19 protein-coding genes are annotated in these 18,196 nt (G+C 44.8%); 5 read left to right on the top strand and 14 right to left on the bottom strand.

Annotation, left to right across the window (positions count from 1 at the left end; all coding sequences use genetic code 11):
* Positions 1-32 precede the first annotated feature (32 nt).
* Both DK187_RS06630 and DK187_RS06625 read left to right on the top strand, forming a co-directional pair.
* A complete protein-coding gene (locus DK187_RS06630) occupies positions 33-878 on the top strand; it encodes an alpha/beta fold hydrolase (RefSeq protein ID WP_111606554.1) in 846 nt (281 codons plus the stop codon).
* Positions 879-988: 110 nt separating this feature from the next.
* Positions 989-1,900 carry a homocysteine S-methyltransferase family protein gene (locus tag DK187_RS06625; protein ID WP_188322968.1) on the top strand — a complete coding sequence of 304 codons (912 nt, stop codon included), beginning with the start codon at positions 989-991 and terminating at the stop codon, positions 1,898-1,900.
* A gap of 49 nt (positions 1,901-1,949) precedes the next feature.
* On the opposite strand, the gene DK187_RS06620 is transcribed toward DK187_RS06625, so the two are convergent.
* From DK187_RS06620 to rluF, 5 genes are all read right to left on the bottom strand, one after another.
* Positions 1,950-2,546 carry a PqiC family protein gene (locus tag DK187_RS06620; protein WP_111606553.1) on the bottom strand — a complete coding sequence of 199 codons (597 nt, stop codon included), beginning with the start codon at positions 2,544-2,546 and terminating at the stop codon, positions 1,950-1,952.
* A gap of 18 nt (positions 2,547-2,564) precedes the next feature.
* Positions 2,565-4,211 carry an intermembrane transport protein PqiB gene (gene pqiB / locus DK187_RS06615; protein WP_111606552.1) on the bottom strand — a complete coding sequence of 549 codons (1,647 nt, stop codon included), beginning with the start codon at positions 4,209-4,211 and terminating at the stop codon, positions 2,565-2,567.
* Entirely contained in the window at positions 4,208-5,497 is a 1,290-nt protein-coding gene (locus tag DK187_RS06610) for a paraquat-inducible protein A (RefSeq protein ID WP_223232338.1), read from the bottom strand. The genes pqiB and DK187_RS06610 overlap by 4 nt, the downstream gene beginning before the upstream one ends.
* A gap of 278 nt (positions 5,498-5,775) precedes the next feature.
* Positions 5,776-6,129 (bottom strand): DMT family protein, encoded by a 354-nt coding sequence (locus DK187_RS06605; RefSeq protein WP_111606550.1) that lies wholly within the window; start codon positions 6,127-6,129, stop codon positions 5,776-5,778.
* Between the two features lie 628 nt (positions 6,130-6,757).
* Entirely contained in the window at positions 6,758-7,795 is a 1,038-nt protein-coding gene (gene rluF / locus DK187_RS06600; protein ID WP_111606549.1) for a 23S rRNA pseudouridine(2604) synthase RluF, read from the bottom strand.
* A 227-nt stretch (positions 7,796-8,022) separates the two neighbouring features.
* Between rluF and DK187_RS06595 the strand changes: the two genes are divergently transcribed.
* Positions 8,023-8,508 carry a cytochrome b gene (locus tag DK187_RS06595; RefSeq protein WP_111606548.1) on the top strand — a complete coding sequence of 162 codons (486 nt, stop codon included), beginning with the start codon at positions 8,023-8,025 and terminating at the stop codon, positions 8,506-8,508.
* Between the two features lie 28 nt (positions 8,509-8,536).
* On the opposite strand, the gene DK187_RS06590 is transcribed toward DK187_RS06595, so the two are convergent.
* The 4 genes from DK187_RS06590 to DK187_RS06575 form a co-directional block, all read right to left on the bottom strand.
* Complete coding sequence (locus DK187_RS06590) at positions 8,537-8,896, bottom strand: ribbon-helix-helix domain-containing protein (RefSeq protein WP_111606547.1); 360 nt, start codon at positions 8,894-8,896, stop codon at positions 8,537-8,539.
* A gap of 148 nt (positions 8,897-9,044) precedes the next feature.
* Positions 9,045-9,614 carry a DJ-1/PfpI family protein gene (locus tag DK187_RS06585; RefSeq protein ID WP_111606546.1) on the bottom strand — a complete coding sequence of 190 codons (570 nt, stop codon included), beginning with the start codon at positions 9,612-9,614 and terminating at the stop codon, positions 9,045-9,047.
* A 472-nt stretch (positions 9,615-10,086) separates the two neighbouring features.
* Positions 10,087-11,055 carry a transposase gene (locus DK187_RS06580; RefSeq protein ID WP_111606545.1) on the bottom strand — a complete coding sequence of 323 codons (969 nt, stop codon included), beginning with the start codon at positions 11,053-11,055 and terminating at the stop codon, positions 10,087-10,089.
* A gap of 433 nt (positions 11,056-11,488) precedes the next feature.
* Positions 11,489-13,126, bottom strand: a complete 1,638-nt coding sequence (locus DK187_RS06575; protein ID WP_111606544.1) for an NAD+ synthase — start codon at positions 13,124-13,126, stop codon at positions 11,489-11,491.
* 73 nt (positions 13,127-13,199) lie between these two features.
* On the opposite strand from DK187_RS06575, the gene DK187_RS06570 reads away from it, so the two are divergent.
* The gene (locus DK187_RS06570) at positions 13,200-13,460 is read left to right on the top strand and encodes a PP0621 family protein (protein ID WP_111606543.1); all 261 of its coding nucleotides are present in this window, start codon (positions 13,200-13,202) and stop codon (positions 13,458-13,460) included.
* Here DK187_RS06570 and DK187_RS06565 read toward each other — a convergent pair.
* The 5 genes from DK187_RS06565 to DK187_RS06545 all read right to left on the bottom strand — a co-directional run bounded on the left by DK187_RS06565 (position 13,444) and on the right by DK187_RS06545 (position 16,627).
* Positions 13,444-13,896: a hypothetical protein gene (locus DK187_RS06565; RefSeq protein WP_111606542.1), complete on the bottom strand. Its 453-nt coding sequence runs from the start codon at positions 13,894-13,896 to the stop codon at positions 13,444-13,446. The genes DK187_RS06570 and DK187_RS06565 overlap by 17 nt on opposite strands.
* Before the next feature lie 5 nt (positions 13,897-13,901).
* Entirely contained in the window at positions 13,902-14,804 is a 903-nt protein-coding gene (locus DK187_RS06560) for a type II secretion system protein (protein WP_111606541.1), read from the bottom strand.
* On the bottom strand, positions 14,797-15,174 hold the full coding sequence (locus tag DK187_RS06555) for a hypothetical protein (protein WP_111606540.1): 378 nt from the start codon (positions 15,172-15,174) through the stop codon (positions 14,797-14,799). The genes DK187_RS06560 and DK187_RS06555 overlap by 8 nt, the downstream gene beginning before the upstream one ends.
* Positions 15,171-15,683, bottom strand: a complete 513-nt coding sequence (locus DK187_RS06550; protein ID WP_111606539.1) for a GspH/FimT family pseudopilin — start codon at positions 15,681-15,683, stop codon at positions 15,171-15,173. The genes DK187_RS06555 and DK187_RS06550 overlap by 4 nt, the downstream gene beginning before the upstream one ends.
* Positions 15,684-15,760: 77 nt before the next feature.
* On the bottom strand, positions 15,761-16,627 hold the full coding sequence (locus tag DK187_RS06545; RefSeq protein WP_111606538.1) for an alpha/beta fold hydrolase: 867 nt from the start codon (positions 16,625-16,627) through the stop codon (positions 15,761-15,763).
* 141 nt (positions 16,628-16,768) lie between these two features.
* On the opposite strand from DK187_RS06545, the gene pabB reads away from it, so the two are divergent.
* Positions 16,769-18,193 carry an aminodeoxychorismate synthase component I gene (gene pabB / locus DK187_RS06540; RefSeq protein WP_111606537.1) on the top strand — a complete coding sequence of 475 codons (1,425 nt, stop codon included), beginning with the start codon at positions 16,769-16,771 and terminating at the stop codon, positions 18,191-18,193.
* The last annotated feature ends 3 nt before the right edge of the window (positions 18,194-18,196 follow it).

The following is an 18,196-nucleotide window of genomic DNA, read 5'->3' as shown; positions in this document are numbered from 1 at the left end:
TCAATAGCCATCCAACTAGGAAAAAACCCTTAATGTCACCTAAATCAAGCTACATAATGCAACGTAATAATGTCAAAATATCTGGTATAGGAAAACAAACCATGATGCTGGCGCACGGTTTCGGTTGCAATCAAAATTTGTGGCGCTTCATGCTTCCCTATTTAGAAGAAACATATCAAATCGTTTTATTTGATTACGTTGGTAGTGGTAATTCGGACTTTTCAGCTTACCAACAAGATCGCTATGCGCATTTAGAAGGTTACGCCCTCGACATCATTGAGATTTGTGACACCCTGAATCTTAAGAACATCATCTTTGTTGGTCATTCGGTTAGCAGCACTATAGGTTGGATTGCGGCGAAACAACGCCCGGAGCTTTTCTCACACCTTATCGCTGTTTGTCCTTCCCCTTGTTTTTTAAACATTGGAACAGAATATCAAGGTGGTTTCGATAAACAAGACTTAGAGCAGCTCATGCAATTGATGGATAAGGATTACATTGGCTGGGGCAACTATTTAGCTCCCGTATTAATGGGCACTGACTTATCCCCTATCGGGCCAAGTAAAGATGAAAAAGATGTATTGGTCCACGAATTACTCAACAGTTTTTGCTCGACCGATGTCACCTATTCTAAACCTTTTGCGCAAGCCACTTTTTTTTCCGACTATCGCTCTTTATTGCCCGAAATCAAACACCCTTGTCTCATCTTACAAAGCTCAGAAGACTCTTTGGTTGCCATTAATGTCGGAGAATACACACACAACCACTTACAAAATGCCGAACTGCAAATCATAGAAGCGAAAGGACATTGTCTGCATATGACGCGCCCTATGGACGTAATCAAACATATGAAAGCCTTTCTTATTAACAATAAGTAATGGCAACTTGCTAATAATATTTCAATTGTCGTCTGTAACTCAATTTGTCATTGAATACTTAAAAAATCCGTCTAAAATCACGCCACACTCTAAAATAGGATAGGATTGTTATGACTTCATTCACCATTCTTGATGGCGGCATGGGCCGAGAACTTGAGCGCCGTGGTGCACCTTTTAAACAGCCAGAATGGTCGGCTTTGGCTATGATGGAAGCGCCAAGCATAGTGAAAGCAGTACATCAGTCTTATATTAATAGTGGCTCACGCGTTATTACGACAAACAGCTATGCGCTTGTTCCCTTTCACATCGGTGAAAAAGTCTTCAAGGAACGCGGCAAAGAGCTCGCTATCTTGTCTGGAAAGGTCGCCCGTGAAGCAGCCGATGAAAGTGGCACAGATACCAAAGTGGCAGGCTCACTTGCCCCTTTGTTTGGTTCCTATCGTGCTGATCTTTATCAAGCCGACCGTGTTGAAGAACTTGCTGTTCCATTAATCGAATCCCTAAACCCTTACGTGGATCTTTGGCTATCTGAAACACAAAGTTTGATCGATGAAGTGACGCGTGTAAAAGCGCTCGTGGATAAAATCGATGTTGATAAAAAACCGTTCTGGGTATCTTTTACACTTGAAGATTCAGAGCCGACTACAGAGCCTTTATTGCGCTCCGGTGAAGCCGTCGTTGAAGCGGTGAAAGCGATGCAGGCCATCGGTGTGAGTGCTATTTTGTTTAATTGCAGCCAGCCCGAAATCATTGGCGAAGCCATTCAAGTCACGCAAAAAACGTTAGCCTCTTTGAATGCATCGTCTATACAAATCGGCGCTTATGCTAATGCGTTCCCACCCCAACCCAAAAACGCCACGGCCAATGACGGTCTAGACGAACTCCGCGCGGATTTAACACCGCCTGCGTATCTCACTTGGGTAAAACAATGGCAAAAAGACGGTGCCACCTTGATCGGCGGATGCTGCGGAATTGGACCAGAACACATTGCCGCTATTTCGGCCTATTGCGCAACAGAGTAAATTGACTGACTCAAAAGATGACGTTTTTCACGTCATCTTTTGAGGATGATTATTCCTGCAAGACTTGAGCAACCTCTAGCACCATTGGGTTAAGTACTTGGTCAAACCAGCTTCTCGAAAGTGCTTGTACCATACTGCCATAGCCATCTGACTGCAGTTCCGTCTTAACATTAAAAGTGTTCGAAGCCGACAGCTCACCTGAGGCTGAAATAACCTGCCAGCGCCCTGATATATGGATAATGCCATTTAAATCTGCGTAAAAATTATCCACTTCAATATTTAATAACGCTGTCGCACTCGCGGGCAAACGTTGACCACCAAACCATGTAATATTAGGCAACACCTTCTCAAAGCGCTGTTGAGTCAAACGGGTTAATTGACTCGATAAAGACTCCGCCCACAAGTTATTCTGCGAACGATAGACCTCTCCACTCTCGGTAACCAAGACAATCTCATTTCCAGCTAGATAATGAGCAACCACAATAGGCATCAGCCTTACTGCACTCTCTTTTGTCGGGTGAATCTGTCCTTTTTGCCGTCCGTTATCCATTAACAAATATTCATTGCTGGGGACTGTCGGTGTGGCACAGGCGGCCAACATCCCACTTAGGACCACCAACAACAAAACACGCTTAACCATTCTCATATGTCTTCTATCCCTACACTATTTCGCCGCTTTTGGTTGAACATCTACACGAGGCTTACTATCAAAAATCAACGTATTCGGATTTTCTCGCACTTGACGAAGCAAAGGCTGCAACTCATTTAATGCACGTCCTAGCGACTCCATATTTTCTTTTAATGGTCGGCCAATCTGACCATTCGCCTGATAACTCTGTAAGGTCAAGTTTAACTCATTAATAGTGGCAACCAAGTCTGCTGGTAACTGCTGTGTTTCTGATTTATCGAGCAACTGTTTGACACTTTTACTCAGCGCTTGCAATTCACGTAATGTTTCATTCGCTTCTTGCATGGTTTGACCAAGCTGCTTAAAGGTACTATCTAAAGGCACTTGCGACAAATTATCCAAAATCGTCACGACCTTGTTTTCTATATTCGCAAAAGCATCTGGTGCCGTAGGAAAAATCTGATACCCCTCAAACTCTTTCCATACTATCGGAGACGGATTATCAACAAAATCAATGTTAATGACTTTTGCCGCGTTCAAATAGTTGCCAATTTTTAGCGATGCCCGTAGACCTTTATTAATACGCTCTTCAATAAGTTCATTCCATTTTTGTAAAGACATCGCCCCCGAAGTGCTAGCTGCATTTAAACGCTGAGGCTCAATACGAGCCCTAACAGGAATCAGAGGAGTATCCAGAGAGGTCAACGCATCCATTGAGATGCCATTAAAAGGCACATCCAACACGGTCCCAATTCGCACACCTCGAAACTCTACCGCAGCACCTGGCACTAAACCGCTCACATTACTATCAAACAAAAAGACGTAGTTGATAAACTCATCATAAACATTGTTATTCGCGCTCTCTTTGCTGGAAAATAACCGAAATTGCGCCATATCTGAAACTGGGGCTCCAGGTGGGCGCCCTACAGGCAAACCAAATGAAATGCCGCCCGCCAAAAAGGTTTCTAGTGAATCTAGACGCACCTCAAAACCGCTGGCCGAACTCTTCAATGACAGACCTGGTGTCATCCAAAATTGCACGTCACTGTTTATCAACGCATCATAAGGCGAGCGAATCACAATGCGATAAGTGATGGCGCCTTTATCGGAATCAAAACCTACTTTCTCGACGTAACCCACTTCATAGCCGCGAAAATGCACCAAGGCCCCCACATCCAACTTAGAGCCTTCCGTACTCGACAACATAAGCCGAACGCCCTCGTTCTCCGTAGACAGTGGAGGTTGGTTCAATATGGTAAAGTCCGTTTGCTGCTTTCCCTTTACTCCGGGAGTCATATCGATATAGGCGCCCGATAGTAAGGTGCCCAGCCCGCTCACGCCTTCTTTACCAATACGAGGTTTCACGACCCAGAACTTCGCATCATCACGCAGCATTTGCTCGGTACCATGATTCATGCGCACTTTAATGACCGCACTTTCATAATCCTCACTAAGACGAATATCAATCACCCTTCCAACGTCCACGTTACGGGATTTCAGTCTCGTTTTGCCCATCTCCAAACCTTCTGCATTTGAAGCAATGAGCGTAATAACAGGGCCTTGAGTCGACCAATTTTGATAAAGCATCCAAGCCGCCACCAAAAGCGCGATCAAAGGCACCAACCAAATAGAATTAAACCGAACTTGTCGCATATTCTCGATCTGTTTAATGGGCCTGCTCACTCTTCTCTCCTCTCAGAAACAGACACAGTGCGTGCCTCGTCTTTATCCCATAATAACCGTGGATCAAACGTCATCGCTGCCAACATGGTCAAAACAACCATAGCGGTAAATGACAACACCGCAGTCCCCGGTAAAATCGACATAAAATTGCCCATTTGTACCATACTGGTCAAAATAGCCACCACAAACACATCAATCATTGACCAACGCCCTACAAACTCCGTAATACGGTACAGCTTGATTTTTTGTTCCGTTAATCGCTTGCTCGGAAAATGACACTGCCAGCAAAGCCAGCTCAGCGACAACACTTTCGCAAGCGGAATCACCACACTTGCCAGCAGAATAATCAGGGCAACAGGATAAGAACCTAAGGACCAAAGCAACAACACCCCACCCATGATAGTGGATGGTTCTGTATTGCCTAAAAAAGTGGTTTCCATGATAGGAAAGACATTCGCAGGGATATAAATCAGAAGAGACGCCACCAGCAAAGCAGCCGTTGAACTTAAGCTCTTTGGGCGACGGCTGTAAACAGAATGACCACAACGATTACAGTGGCGTTTGTGTGCCGCTAAAGTCGCACCACAGAAATGACACCCTATCACCCCCTGCTCCTTCGCGGTTCCTGTGACAACAGACTGATCATCGGCTTTTCCAGCGACTTTATTCCATAGCCATCGTTTATCGACCAAACTCTCTGTTTTCAGCAACAAGATGACATAACCACAAAACGCCCAAAAAGACAGTTCAAATGAAATATCCGCTAGGCTGTTCATCTTCACTAACGCGACCAAAATACCGACTAAAAACACATCCACCATTAACCAAGGCTGAATCACCACCACCCAACGAACACAGTAACGCTGAGCAAAATTCAATATAGGCTTATGCTGAAAAGACCAAACCAGAAATAAAATAGAGAAGAGATACACCAATGGAAACACAAACAAAGCAAGGCTAATAATAGACCCTAACACCAAATGACCTTGGCTAAGTAATACACTCAAGGTATGAAACAAGGTCACAGTACGCTCAATACCATTCGTGGAAAAACCAAGAAAAGGGAAGCTCATTGCCAGAGCCAACATGAGTAACGATGACAGACCAGCCGCCATAATCCTTGCAGCAACCTGTCTATGGACACTAATCAGCACATGACCACAATGTTGACATCGAAAACGTTCACCGCTCTTTAAAGGTGGGATTGGATTGATAAAATCACATTCTTCACAAGCCGTCACATTTTCATAAAAGGCAAAATGACTCATCTCAACATCGCGACGCAATAAAACACTCCAGCAAACAACTCTAAAGAAGTATCTAACACGAGAACACCAACGATAATCAAGCTATCAAAGATATTCACCACAGAGCAACTCATCCACAATTTACGTTAAAAAGGTTACCTTCCCCCCCTTCGATTCAGCCTTTAGCGAGATGCGAAACGCACCAACACATCTCCATTATTGTTGGTCAGCTTCGTATCACTCTAGATCAAACCACATCGCCATGAATAGACAACACAAAGCATTAACAATAAATAACCGTCAACTAAACCAAATCGTTAGACACTAAACTTACTACGAAAGGCAAAATACACTGCACCGACTAAACACAAACCAGCCCATAAGTAATCAAGCTTTAATGGCTCTTTTAGGTAATAAACAGAAAACGGTACAAACACCATCAGAGTGATTACCTCCTGCATGATTTTTAACTGCCCAACATTCAGTGCCGTGTAACCAATACGATTGGCAGGCACTTGCAACAGATACTCAAACAGAGCAATACCCCAGCTTATCAAAGCGGCAATAATCCAAGGTTTATTGTTCAGCTCTTTTAAGTGAGCGTACCAAGCAAACGTCATAAAAATATTACTGCAAATTAGCAATGAAACACTCAACGCAATGGGATGCATAGGTTTTACCAGATAAAAATAAGACAACGTACAAAAACAGCTAATTAAAGCATATCACTAGAATAAACGCCCTAGGAACTTACTCATGGACAAGGTTAAATATGCTTAATGGTATCAAAATTAACTGACTTAATGAGGCATTGTTGAACCTTCCCTGTCAGGCACGCCATAAGGACTGCATAACGCATAACGCAATAAACAAAAAATTAGCATAGACAAAACTGTGCCATGGTTACCAATAAATATTTTTGCTCTAAACGAATACTCCCCCTTTACTTGTTCAGTAATAAGCACATACTGAACCTGCTACATGACAATTTTTTTTACACGGTTTGTAGCAACAGCCCTTCAGTTGATGCCAATCGACTAAGGTTATATGTAATGGCTAATGGTGGATATCATGAGTAAAAGTCAAGACAGTAAAAAAGAGACCAAAAAGAAACCACTTTTAACACCAAAAGAAAAGAAAGCAGCGAAGGCAACGAAAAAATCTCCAACCAACGTTTTAGGTAATTAATACCTCCAGCCAGCCACCATCTTGTTATGGTTGCGTTGAATTCGAGTCATCTAAGCCCTAATTTAATTAGGGCTTTTTTATTAGAACTACAGCGGCAATAAAAATCAATCACTATGGACGCGAAGACTTCTGCGATCCTCTACCCGCTGGCGGACGCTTACCATTTGCAGCTGGCTTGCCATTGTTTTTTGGTGATCCGTTCGGTTTGCCTGTCGGTCGTTTACCACTTCCCGCTCCATTACCTGCTGGCTTCTTACCATCACCAAAAGGTCGTCTATCTTTGCCTTTAGAACCCGCAGGCTTTCTAGAATCATCCTTAGGGTATTTGGTGTTCCCTTTTGTAGCAGTCGTAGGCTTAGATAGTGTATTAGGGCGAGCATTTTTACGCGGTGCATTACGGGATTTTTTTGCAGGCGCATTGGCTTCCGAAGAAGAATCTTCTACTGATTTAAGCAGCATAGATAACTCTTTTTGCGTAAGATCTCGCCATTCTCCAACAGGAATCCCCTTCAGACTCACATTCATAATCCGCGTACGTTCTAGCTTCATCACCTCGTAGCCAAAGTGCTCACACATACGGCGAATTTGTCGATTCAAACCTTGCACTAACGTAATATTAAATACATTTGGTGCGACTTTCGTCACTGGACATTTCTTCGTCATGGTACCCAAAATCGGCACACCGCCCGCCAAACCGGCAATGAAATCATCGGTAATGGGCTTGTTAACCGTGACCAAATATTCTTTCTCGTGATTATTACCCGCTCGCAATACCTTATTAACCAGATCGCCATTATTGGTCAAAAAAATCAAACCTTGGGAATCTTTATCCAAGCGACCAATCGGGAAAATACGCACCCCATGACTAACAAAATCAACAATGTTATTTTTCTCCGAACTTTCCGTGGTACTCACAATCCCCACAGGCTTATTTAACACAATAAAAACAAAGTCATCGGCGTCCTGGGGTTCAATAATCTGCCCATTTACCCGCACCGTGTCACCGGCCACCACTTGATCACCCACTGAGGCACGCTTGCCATTGATGAACACATTACCTTGCTCAATAAAGCGGTCAGCGTCTCTTCGAGAGCAGATACCGCTTTCGCTGATGTATTTATTTAAACGAGTAGAAGAAGCGTTAAACATAAAGTGCCGTTTTACCTAATAAGAAGCTTTTCTTGCAGAGAAAGAGCCTAAAAAATGAATCGTCAACAAGGATATAGCGATCATTATATAGGAAACGTCGTAAGCATTTTAGGCAGGAGAGTCAGAAAACCTAGAATTTTATCTCAATCCCGATAAGAGTTAAGAAAGCCTTAATCTTGCCTGCCTACACTCCATACATCAGACAACATCACCATGGAGAGTCATCAATGCACACAACAAAGCGATCCTATAATACCGCCCAAATTCTATTGCACTGGGTTATTGCAGCGTTGATTATTTTCAATTATTTCGTCAGTGATGGAATGGGACGCGCTTTTCGTCAACACCTAGACGACAACAACGCAGGCTATAACCTAGTGTCATCGCTGCATGCATATGTTGGTCTGGCTATTATCGCTCTGGTCGTCATCCGCATTATCGTCCGCTTCATGTCTAAAAAAACCAAAACAGCCTCAACGAACTTATTCGATCGTGTGTCTCGTATCGTCCATGAATGCCTGTATTTACTGATGTTTTTAGTACCTGTATTTGGCGCCATCTCGTGGTATTTAGGTATTCACTTTATGGGTGATGTCCATGAAATAGCGATGAACATCATGATGACATTGGTCCTGCTGCACGCCGCAGCCGCCCTGTTCCATCAATACGTATTAAAAGACGGGACTCTGCTGAAAATGTTTGGGCAAAAATAGCGACCAATAAATAGTTACTGATAAAGAGTCACTGATGCATCTCTAGATAGCATTTCTCCTGTTCGAGAATACGATCCGTATTAAGAGACACCAAACTCACGTCATGTGAGTGCGGCAGCATACCAATGGTTTGCAAATGCAGATAACGCATGGCACAAACTCGCAAAAAAGACGTAAAATTATCCAAATCGTGACCAGCGTCTAGAGCTTCATGATTGAGCTTGGCAATCATCTGCGACAAAGACAACTTGTCGCGCTGAGCGATCTCTTCCAGCGTAAACCAAAAGAAACTTTCTAATCGAATACTGGTGACCATGCCATCAATACGTAAAGAACGAGTGACATTTTGCCATAGGCTAGGATCTGAATTCACAAAGAGCTTACACATTGTATTTTCCCTACTGAATAACGTATTTTTATTATTGGAATGAAATGGCTCAACGCAAACAGTCTAGCCCAAGATACGGAAAAATAGTCGGGTGAGTTGGTACTTTTACACTTACCATACTCGCCCGAATTCACTCTGTGCATTCGATTTAGTTTTCTAACAACACATAAAACTGAGCAAGCCAAGCTGGATGCGCTGGCCACGCTGGTGCTGTGACCAAATTGCCATCAGTCACCGCCTGATCAACGGGGATATCCATAAACTCCCCCTTAGCAAGCTCTACTTCAGGCTGGCACGCTGGATACGCAGAACATTTTCTACCTTCCAACACACCTGCTGCCGCAAGCAACTGCGCACCATGACAAACCGCCGCTACTGGCTTATTCGTATCAAAAAAATGCTTCACCATCGTAATCACCATTTTATTCAAACGCAGATACTCAGGCGCACGACCACCGGGAATCACCAAAGCATCGTAATCTTCCACCTTAATATCCGCAAACGTCGCATTCAACGCAAAACGATGCCCCGGCTTCTCCGTATAGGTTTGATCACCTTCAAAATCATGAATCGCCGTCGCCACCGTATCACCAGACTTCTTATCTGGGCAAACCGCATGCACCGTATGACCAACACTCATCAACGCCTGAAACGGCACCATAGTTTCGTAGTCTTCCGTGAAATCACCCGTGATCATTAAGATTTTTTTATTCGACATGACACCTTCTCCTGTTTTGGTTAAAACGTCCTATGTTGTAACAGCTAGAGAAAGCGAAAAGGTATTAACGGGTTATTACATTCAGCCCCATACCCTTTTAGGAACCAAAGACCGTAGATCTGATAAGACAAGGAACGAGGCGTAATCTGACGCTGAAAGCAGTATTAACTAGGACACACACTTTAACTAATTAACTAGGACACACACTCTAATAATAAAAGATTACTACCAGAACACACTGCATTAACTAGGACACACACTTTAACTATTAACTAAGACACACACTCTAAAAATCAAAGATTACTACTAGAACACACAGGTAAAATAGCGACAATTGACGATATAAATAAGCGAAACGTGGGATGACAATCTTCAAGCCTAGAAAAAGTACATTTAATAGGATTTCAGACAAGGCAAGACTAGGCTGTTTAGAAAACAACCCTAGTATATAGTTGGTAGTTTAAGATTTTATTTAAGCAAGAAGCTTAGTGCTGCCTCGGGGTTTACGCTGTCGCTGATGCGCTTCACAATAATAGGCGATTGAATGTTCCTTACCGACGACATGACCTGTTTTTTCACCAAACTGTGTCGTAATACTAAGCCAATTCTCTGATGATATATTGAGCCGTTGAAGAATGGGCAGTAATGACCCATCTATTACACCTCGTTTATCATCTCGAATGATGCGTCCCGTCGTATCGACCAATTCTAGGTAATCACATAAGAAAAATGGCAAGCCATTAGGCATGTTTTCTCTCGGATTACCAATAAAAGGTAACAATCGCTTTGGCTGCCTTTGCATCTTAGCTGAGTCCACACGTTTTTTAAGACTGGTGAAGTCGGCCTCTTCTGGTGTATCGTTTACTTTGGCTCGTATTGGGTTGAGGTCCACGTAAGCCATACAGGCAATCAATGCCGCTTCATCCAGTAACGCTTGAGATTTAAAACGGCCCTCCCAGAATCTTCCCGTACAGTTGTCTTCGGCGTTAGCTTGCCGTGCAATTGGCTCATTAAGCTCTTTCATAAACCAACTGATGTCCATCAGCCGATTGCGAAATGTCTCTGCTGAAGCCTCGACTAGGCTTAACGCAAACTCAGGCAACACCTCACCTTTTACGTATTGTTGCGTAAATACAGTGCCTTTATGAAGCTTATGCCAACGCTGTAACACCTCTAGTGTCGACCATTTCGCCGCTTTTTCAACGTTGACATGCAGCACCACATGAAGGTGATTGCTCATCACAGCATAAGCGCAAATGTCGATAGAAAAGAGACCAGCTAAAAACAGCAACCTGTTTTCAACCCAGCCACGACGGTGCTCGAAACTGTCCCCTGAAACCGGATCCTCACCACACAAAAAAGCCCGTCGCACACAACGAGAAACACAATGGTAGTAAGGCGTATCACTGATACTGATTTGCTGACTTCTTGGCTGCGGCACAACGGCCTCCTCTTCCTGAGAAAATATACTGTGATTATATACAGTATACTTATGATTCAGCAAGTCAAAACTCAACCCCTTGATTTGACTGGCTTGCAAAGGTGGGTGGCTAAATTAAAAACCGAAACCGCAAGTCAAAACTCAACCCCTTGATTTGACTGGCTTGCAAAGGTGGGTGGCTTAATTAGAAACCGCGCCGGGCTAAAACCGCGGCCTACCACACAATGAAAGCTTCGCTTTCAGCGTCAGATCACGCCTCGTGCCTCGTCTCATCTGACCTACGTTCTTTCGACGAAGTTGCGCGACCCTATGGCGTTTCAGGGCGGAATAAAGGTCGGGAATACAAGGCCTTTGAATGGAACCCAAAGAAAAACGCCTTCCATTTCTTCAAAGGGAAGGCGCAAAACACGTTTTGAACGCTTTTTTAAAAGCGCTACTCGCCGATGTGCCAGCCATTGGTTATCGGGTAACGACGATCTCGTCCAAACCCACGGGCGGTAATGCGAACGCCGGTTGGGGATTGTCGACGTTTGTATTCGTTGACGTCGACAAGGCGAAGCACGCGATACACGGTTTCTCGGTCAAATTTCTGGGTCGCGAGAATGGCTTCGGCGCTTTGATCTTCTTCGATGTACATGCGTAAGATTTCATCGAGGATGTCGTAGCTTGGCAAAGAGTCTTCGTCTTTTTGATCGGGTGCCAGTTCAGCCGAAGGTGGACGTGTAATCACACGCTCCGGGATGACGTAGCCCAAGGTATTGCGGTAGCGGCAAAGCTTAAAGACTAAAGTTTTGAAGACGTCTTTTAGGACGGAGTAACCGCCGACCATGTCGCCGTAGAGTGTGGCATAACCAACAGCCATTTCGCTCTTGTTGCCTGTGGTTAGGACCATGTAGCCTTTCTTGTTGGAAATCGCCATTAAGGTCACGCCACGGGTGCGCGCTTGTAAGTTTTCTTCCGTGGTGTCTTTACCGTAGCCTTCGAACTCTGGCGCAAGCACTTCAGTAAAAGCGGATACCATGGTTTCAATTGGCAACACGCTGTATTTCACGCCCAGCAAGTTGGCCTCCTCTTCGGCATCGTGCAAACTGATAGACGAAGTATACGTATAAGGCATCATCACCGCTTGAACACGCTCGGCACCGATAGCATCTACGGCTACGGCGAGAGACAAGGCGGAGTCAATACCACCACTCAACCCCAATACAATGCCTTTAAAACGATTTTTGGTGATGTAGTCGCGTAAGCCAAGCACCATGGCTTGATACACGCTGGCTTCCACTCCCAAGGCTGGAGCAATAACACCAGCAACTGGCTCAACTTTATTAGATTGGCTTTCATCAACAATCATATCGATGCTGTAAAGACCGGCTTCAAACCAAGGCGCTTGCATGATCTTCTCGCCTTTGGCGTTGACCACAAAAGAACCACCTTCATAAACCAATTCGTCCTGCGCGCCCATGTAATTGACATAGACAATCGGCAAAGTGACTTCGGTCGCACGCTGATGAAGCAGTGCTTCTCGCTCGCCCATTTTCTCAATGTGATAGGGCGAGGCGTTTAGGTTCAGAATCAATTCTGCGCCAGCCGCTTTGGCTTGCGCAATAGGCTCAGGATGCCAAATATCTTCGCAGATACTTAAACCTACTTTAACGCCTTTTATATCAACAAGGCCCGCTTCGCGGCCTTCACTGAAATAGCGTTTGTCATCGAACACCAAAAAATTAGGCAACTTTTGTTTGGCGTATTCCACCAGCAAATCACCTTGGTAAATCACACCCGCGCAATTAAACAGTTCGCCATCAATACGGCGAGGATAACCAACAACGACATAAATATCGCGGATCTCGGCCAATAATGTCGCCAAGGCCGATTCGATACGCTGATCCAAACTTGGACGCAATAATAAGTCTTCTGGTGGATAGCCAGTTAAGGTTAATTCTGGAAAAACCACGACATCCGCGTGCTCTTCATCACGGGCTTTACACGCCGCATCGATAACGGATTGGGTGTTTTTTGTAATGTCGCCGACCAGCATATCCAGCTGGGCCATTGCAATTCGTAATGTCATACAGTTGCTATCTCGTGAACTCTGTTAGAATATGCCCGTTATTGTCTGGAATTACCCAAGCTAGGTAAAGTATATGATCGTACGTTTGATCGTTTTTGTTGCTATTTTCTTTATTGGTTGGTGGTTGTACCGCCAGTTTGTCGCTTTTAAGCGCAGTCAGTCACCCGAGGAAGTGAAAAAAAAGGCGTCTAGCAAAAAAGATGAGGCACAAGAAAGCATGGTTAGGTGTGCAGAATGCAAAACGTTCACGCCGCGCTCCCATGCGATTCATGACCAAGAAGCGCGTGCATTTTGCAGTGCCGAGCATTTAAAAATCTTCAATCAGAAGCACTGACCCAACCGCTGGCAAGCAAGCGATGTTCGTGCCACCACCAGCAACGGTATTGTTGCTGGTTTTGTGTGGCGCACAGTCGATAGGATCTTTGGGTATTGTCCATTTCGTCGGGAGCAGAGGTGTAGCGTTCCCAGCGATAATACAGTTGTTGATTACGGGTTTGCCAAATAGACTCTAACCTCGACTCGTGTAAAGCACAAAAGCCGATACATGTGCTCGCTTGCGCGGCGGAAAAATGGGCAGATACCACCCAAGCTTGATAAAAATCCGTCCATATTTTTTGCTCTTCTGTCACATCATTCAGCTGACTACGCCATTTAAAGCCTGCCTGTAATCCTTGTTGGTAATGCGCAGATAACGTCGACAATGCTAGTAACAAAGCAATAATCGGCAAGGACACCCAACCTCGTTGGCCGCTAAGATAAATATTCGTCATATCGGCTAAAGTCCCTTTAATACAATGATTTGATTGCCAACCCCCTGACAAGGCGAGAAATAACGCCACGTTTCTCCGCGCATAGAGCGATAATCTTGTGCCAATTGTGTATCCCGCTCAGACTTGCAATCATGAAGTCGATATTGATACTCCACCCATAGGCCACGGACCTTAGCAAGAGAAAATTGCCCATAGCCAGCATCTAAAGCGTCGACCCTTCCATCCAGGTTGTCATCTAATAACGGAAACACAGACAAACGCTCAATCCCACTCCATAACTCTAGTGAATTTCCACTTTCTCTCGGTGTCCGCCAAAAAGCATTTTGCCCGCCCTTACCTTCAGAAATATACCAGTAGAACTCATCTTGGCTTTCTATGATCCCAGATTGCCCAATCGCGTCTTCCACAAGCTCACCGCCGATCAGCTCAATTCGGCTATGTTGTGCCGAAACACTTAATATTTGGCCGGGGAAGTAAGACTCACAAGAGGAAAATCGCACACTATCCCCCGCTTTCCAATGGCAGGACAAAGAGGTGTCTAAAGGATTGCCATTCACCCTTACTGTACCGCGGCACAATCCATAATCTACCGCTCTTAACCAATCGGATTCTTTATCAATCGTCCGGGTTGCTAAACGAAGGGGTGGCGACATGCCCGATTCAATGATTAAAAACAAGGATTCATCTATCAGACAGCTGGCGGGTCTTAAACGTGACCATTGGGCCTGGAAATGCGCATCAATTGCGGCCTTGATCACTTGCTGATCTTGATACGTTTTTATCAATAAATGACGTTCTTGCATGCGAAGCAAAGCAACGACTAAAAAAGGCAATAAGAGAGCCACTAAACTACAGACGACTAACAGTTCAATGATAAGGCTGCCATGTAAGTTATGCCGTTTACTCACTTTCTCCCTCCTCAGACGACAAGCTTGAGTGTCGATCTAACGTATCCGTCTGGGAGCTATGAAACCATTGCGCTAATTGATCTCCCGTGCATTTTTGGCAATCGGGATACCCTTGCTTTGTGGTTTCTTGCTGATGATTCAACCACGCCACAGAACCCACTAACTGTATCATCGCGGCGTGTTTCTGCTCGTAATCGGATTGTTTACGGTGTTCTTCGGTTTGCTGAAATAAGTGCCACTGTGTCTCACTCTGACGCTGTAATACATTTAATACTACCGCGAACAAACTCAGACACAACATGACCTCTAACATAATCCAACCCCGTTGCCGTGGCGCAGCTAATGGACGGTAAACAGTCTGTTTCTTCATCCGCACAACTCACTATTCAGACGTTGGGGGTCGGTTAAATAAAAACGTCCACTTTGGTTCAATACCACATCCGCCTGCCATGCCCCCAAGCAAAACTCAAACGTCCCATTTTGATAACTTGATAAGCCGTTGGATTGAAATTCGATCTGTTGTTTTTTAATGGGAAAACCATGCCAAGAAACCGCCAAGGCGTGATCAAAAAGGATTTGCCGATAGATTTTTTCAGCGCCGTTTGTGGATGCCATTTGATAAAGCTTAAAACCGTCAGACCAATGCCCATCGCAATCGACACCACCACATAGATAACTGCTTTGTCCGCTTATCACCGCCAGTTGACGTGCTTGCGTCAGCGCCTGCGCTAGGCGCTTCATTTCACTTTTGAGAGTATTTTTGTCTCGGGTCTTTTGGCTAACGCTAAGAAACTGCGCCGCGCCTGCATGGGCTAAAATACTGAGTATGGCGAGAACACATAGCAATTCTAGTAACGAAAAGCCACGTTGATGATGCATGGAAAACCTCCTTGTTTTGTTTGGTCAGTCGCTAGACATCCTGTCTAGTGCATTTTTATATTCGAATAATTCTAAGACTAAACTGTCTTGAACCATTTGTTAATATGATTTGCAATTTGTCTTGGTTTTTGAAATGGCAAAGAGTGATCACAAGCACTAAGGACCTTGTGTTGCCACGCTAAGTTGCGCTCACTTAATAAATCATAATGCTGACGCAGAGCCTCATGACTTAATTCACCTGAAAACAAAAACACATGCTCTGAGGCATCGACCATCGCCTGACGCAAAGATGGCTCCTTTGCCATTAATGCCACATGATCTGTCACCGCATCCAGCGCATAAGCAAAACCAAAGGGTCGATGAGCAAGACGAGATTGCGTGGTGGCTTCCGCGACAGGATGTTTGCGTCGATTCGGCGAGACCCCATCCATAAAACTCGCTACACCAAGCTCTACATCTCCCGTGTCACGAATCAGTTTCGAGGCATGACGATACTTTTGACGCACTTCCATCAAGGTTGCTAAGTCTTCACGATCCAAAGAGGCAGGCTCTAGCAGAGCCATTTTCATTTTCTTTTTGCCTTGCAAGCTGCGCTGATAATTCAGGTTTAGCGCCACCAAGCCACCAAGGGAATACGCCACCACATCAAAATCCTCCCATTCCACATGGGACAATAGCGCTTCCACCTCATCGGTTAACTCACCTATCGACACCGCCCCCTCTTCACCATGATGATGAAAAGAGTCCCCCATGCCTTTTAGGTCAGGCACCAGCATCCAACGCCATTGCGTAAAATACGGCAACATAGGTGAATAAGTAATGCTACCGGCCACCCCAGCACCATGTAAAAGCAAACAAACACGCTCGCTCTCAGACTGCGAATTCTCGTAAAGACGATACGCAATACGCGCATTGGGCAAAGAAAGAAAAAAAATGTCAGACACTTGTAATTAACCTGTGAGGACCCTTATTAAAAGCATACAATGTTTGCTCGTTGTGAAAGCAACCAAACCACGTCTCGTTTATATTTTGGGTATAAACAGGATTGGTAAGCGCAGACTTAATATTACTAGGTATTAAAATAAATGTCAGAAATCAAAAAAGTAAATCTCCCTTATCAGGCGTCATTACTGTCTTTCTTTTCTGCTGTACGAGACTTACCCTATCCTGCGTTACTCGACAGTAATCACCAACATTTTCCAGACACTAACTTTGACATTTTGGTTGCCAACCCACTGGCTCGAATTCACCCTGTCGCGAATGGACAACCCATTAGTTGGTACACCAAACCTTTTTACTCACTTAGCGCAACCCATAATCCAATGGCGCTAATGAATGAATTAATGAGTCTAATTTGCCAAGAAGCTTGGGCTAAGTCCGCCCCAAAGGATTTGCCATTCGTTGGTGGTTTATTAGGTTATTACGGGTATGAAAGCGGCCATTTTGTCGAGCAACTACCGGATACCGTAGAACATGATGTGCAATTAGACACCTTGAGTGTTGGTCTTTACAGCTGGGCGGTCATTACCTGCCATAAGAAAAAAACCACGCACTTGATCACCTCGCCTTGGTGTCCTTCGGAAGAGGTTGCTGATTTGATCAATCGCTTCACCAGTGCTTGTGATGACGTATTGGTAAAACACGACTTAAACGAAGCAAGACCCTTTCGTTTGGAAGCCCCTTTTTCATCGAACATGACGGAGGCGGAATACGCGCAAAAGTTTTGCAAAGTCCAAGACTACATTCAGTCTGGGGATTGTTATCAAGTCAACCTAGCACAGCGCTTTTCAACCCGCTATCAAGGCGACACCTTTACGGCGTATCACAGACTAAGAGAAGCATGCCCGACACCGTTTTCGGCTTATATGGAGCTTTCTGCTACGCAAAGTATTTTAAGCCACTCGCCTGAACGATTCCTCTTGTGTGACCAAGGTCGAGTAGAATCCAAACCCATCAAAGGTACCGTGGCCCGTGGCGCCACAGCGGAAGAAGACAAAGCCAATGCTGACTGGTTACAAACGTCCGAAAAAGATCGGGCTGAAAACCTGATGATAGTCGATTTGCTGCGCAACGACTTAGGGCGTACCTGCTTAACCGGTAGCATCAAGGTGCCTAAGCTGTTTGCCTTAGAAAGTTATGCCAACGTCCATCACCTGGTGTCTACTGTAGAAGGGAGAATTGACCAAGCGGACCAAGCGATTCGAGTGTTCCATCAAAGCTTCCCCGGTGGCTCCATCACTGGCGCCCCCAAAATTCGCTCCATGGAAATTATTGATGAACTAGAGCCTCATGTACGTTCAGCCTACTGCGGCGCCATTGTTTACTTCAGCGCAAACGGTCAAATGGATTCGAGCATCACGATTCGTACACTGGTCGCAGACCATGGCAATCTTCATTGCTGGGCAGGCGGTGGTTTGGTTGCCGACTCAAAATGCCAACAAGAATACCAAGAAACCTTTACCAAAGTGGGCAAATTAACCCATACTCTAGAACAAGACTTTTTGAAATAGGCC

Source organism: Marinomonas arctica, from assembly GCF_003259225.1.
GTDB lineage: Bacteria > Pseudomonadota > Gammaproteobacteria > Pseudomonadales > Marinomonadaceae > Marinomonas > Marinomonas arctica.
This window is presented reverse-complemented; position numbering and strand designations above follow the sequence as displayed.

Coding starts and splice junctions, on each gene's coding strand:
- DK187_RS06630 (WP_111606554.1), top strand. CDS start 33: ATGTCACCTAAATCAAGCTACATAATGCAACGTAATAATGTCAAAATA.
- DK187_RS06625 (WP_188322968.1), top strand. CDS start 989: ATGACTTCATTCACCATTCTTGATGGCGGCATGGGCCGAGAACTTGAG.
- DK187_RS06620 (WP_111606553.1), bottom strand. CDS start 2,546: ATGAGAATGGTTAAGCGTGTTTTGTTGTTGGTGGTCCTAAGTGGGATG.
- DK187_RS06605 (WP_111606550.1), bottom strand. CDS start 6,129: ATGCATCCCATTGCGTTGAGTGTTTCATTGCTAATTTGCAGTAATATT.
- rluF (WP_111606549.1), bottom strand. CDS start 7,795: ATGTTTAACGCTTCTTCTACTCGTTTAAATAAATACATCAGCGAAAGC.
- DK187_RS06595 (WP_111606548.1), top strand. CDS start 8,023: ATGCACACAACAAAGCGATCCTATAATACCGCCCAAATTCTATTGCAC.
- DK187_RS06590 (WP_111606547.1), bottom strand. CDS start 8,896: ATGTGTAAGCTCTTTGTGAATTCAGATCCTAGCCTATGGCAAAATGTC.
- DK187_RS06585 (WP_111606546.1), bottom strand. CDS start 9,614: ATGTCGAATAAAAAAATCTTAATGATCACGGGTGATTTCACGGAAGAC.
- DK187_RS06575 (WP_111606544.1), bottom strand. CDS start 13,126: ATGACATTACGAATTGCAATGGCCCAGCTGGATATGCTGGTCGGCGAC.
- DK187_RS06570 (WP_111606543.1), top strand. CDS start 13,200: ATGATCGTACGTTTGATCGTTTTTGTTGCTATTTTCTTTATTGGTTGG.
- DK187_RS06565 (WP_111606542.1), bottom strand. CDS start 13,896: ATGACGAATATTTATCTTAGCGGCCAACGAGGTTGGGTGTCCTTGCCG.
- DK187_RS06555 (WP_111606540.1), bottom strand. CDS start 15,174: ATGAAGAAACAGACTGTTTACCGTCCATTAGCTGCGCCACGGCAACGG.
- DK187_RS06550 (WP_111606539.1), bottom strand. CDS start 15,683: ATGCATCATCAACGTGGCTTTTCGTTACTAGAATTGCTATGTGTTCTC.
- pabB (WP_111606537.1), top strand. CDS start 16,769: ATGTCAGAAATCAAAAAAGTAAATCTCCCTTATCAGGCGTCATTACTG.